Genomic DNA, 1785 nt, shown 5'->3' on the forward strand with positions numbered 1-1785 from the left:
CCCCCCCCATTACCTTCTTCGTGGCCCCGCAATGGGGCGCCCGGCCTCTGGGCCCGGCATGACTGCTCCCCCCTGTTGATCGCATGGCCTGGGGGGTGGTGTCACCGGGCCCGGAGGCATCGACAGACCGCTGATTAGGGGCATGACCACTGGCTTGTTCGCAGGTCGGGAGGCTCTTCGTAATGTGGATGTGGCGATCGGTGCCGTGGGACGGCCGGGCGGGGACGACCGAAGGATGCACGTGATCGACGTCAGCGACACCGGAGTCTTCCTCGGCCTGGATGTCGGCAAGGGCGAACACCACGCCACCGCCGTCACCCCGGCTGGGAAGAAGGCCCTCGACAAGCGGCTGCCCAACAGTGAACCCAAACTCCGCGAGGTCTTCGGCAAACTGCAGGCCAAGCACGGGACCGTGCTCGTCGTGGTCGACCAACCGGCCTCCATCGGCGCCCTGCCGCTCGCGGTGGCCCGCGACATGGGCTGCTCGGTCGCCTACCTGCCCGGACTGACAATGCGGAGGATCGCCGATCTCTATCCCGGTGAGGCCAAGACCGATGCCCGCGACGCCTTCGTCATCGCAGACGCGGCCCGCGTCATGCCGCACACGCTCCGCTCGGTCGAACTCGAAGACGAGACCATCGCCGAGCTGGAGATGCTCGTCGGCTTCGACGACGACCTCGCTGGCGAAGCCAACAGGATCAGCAACCGACTCCGCGGCCTGCTCACGCAGATCCATCCGCATCTGGAGCGAGTTCTGGGCCCTCGCGTCCAACACCCGGCCGTGCTCACGCTACTGGAGCGGTGCGGTTCTCCAGCCCAGATCCGCAAGGCAGGACGTCGACGACTGATCAGCCTGCTTCGGCCGAAAGCACCGCGGATGGCAGAGCGACTGGTGGAGGACATCTACACCGCGCTGGACGAGCAGAGCGTCGTCGTCCCGGGAACGGACGCGGCCGCGCTGATCGTCCCGAGCCTGGCCGGCTCGCTGACCTCTGTCCTCGATCAGCGCAAGCTACTAGCCGGGCGGATCGAGGAACTGCTGGAGAGCCACCCTCTTTCAAAGGTCCTGACGTCCATGCCGGGGATCGGCGTCAGGACCGGAGCCAGGATCCTCGTCGACGTCGGCGATGGCAGCAGTTTCCCCTCCGCCGGCCACCTCGCCGCCTACGCGGGTCTCGCACCGACGACCCGCAGTTCGGGCTCTTCGATCCGCGGCGAACAGCCCTCCAGGCGAGGAAACAAGCAGCTCAAACGTGCCTTCTTCCTCTCTGCATTCGCGGCCCTGGCAGACCCCGTCTCCCGGGCCTACTACGACAAGAAGATTGCGCAGGGCAAGCACCACACCCAGGCCCTGCTCTGCCTCGCCAGACGCCGCGCCGACGTCCTCTTCGCGATGCTCCGTGACGGCACCTTCTACGAACCCCAACCCGCCGCGGCCAGGTGAGGGTTCAGACCACCGATCAGTTAGTCCTCCGGCCGAAGCCGCCGACGAGCGGCCTCGAGCCGCTGGTCATAGTCAGGCGCGAACAGCTCGGGAAGCGCTTTGTCCAGCGTTCCGGCTATCCGATGGATCGGTGCCCAGACCGCCGGATCGTCGACAACGCGACTGAGGTCCGTCATCTGCAGCTTCTCCAGCCAGTGCGACAGCACCAGTGCCTCGTCGCTCGTGAGCTTGATCGTCACCTGGCTATCACCCATGCACACCCCCACGGCTCGGCCTCCGCACCCGACCAAACGAACTTACTGGCCTCGGACCTTGACCAAACACATAGGGGCACCCCCCCG

The 1785-nt window shown here is 66.6% G+C and carries 2 protein-coding genes; one reads left to right on the forward strand and one right to left on the reverse strand.

What is annotated here, in order from left to right; translation table 11 throughout:
- Window positions 1-235 precede the first annotated feature (235 nt).
- Window positions 236-1444: an IS110 family transposase gene (locus ACWC91_RS41495; RefSeq protein ID WP_450645060.1), complete on the forward strand. Its 1209-nt coding sequence runs from the start codon at window positions 236-238 to the stop codon at window positions 1442-1444.
- A 20-nt stretch (window positions 1445-1464) separates the two neighbouring features.
- Here the strand turns inward: ACWC91_RS41495 and ACWC91_RS41500 are convergent, their stop codons facing one another.
- Complete coding sequence (locus tag ACWC91_RS41500) at window positions 1465-1698, reverse strand: hypothetical protein (protein WP_355858952.1); 234 nt, start codon at window positions 1696-1698, stop codon at window positions 1465-1467.
- Window positions 1699-1785 lie beyond the last annotated feature (87 nt).

The organism is Streptomyces sp. NPDC001204 (genome assembly GCF_053598035.1).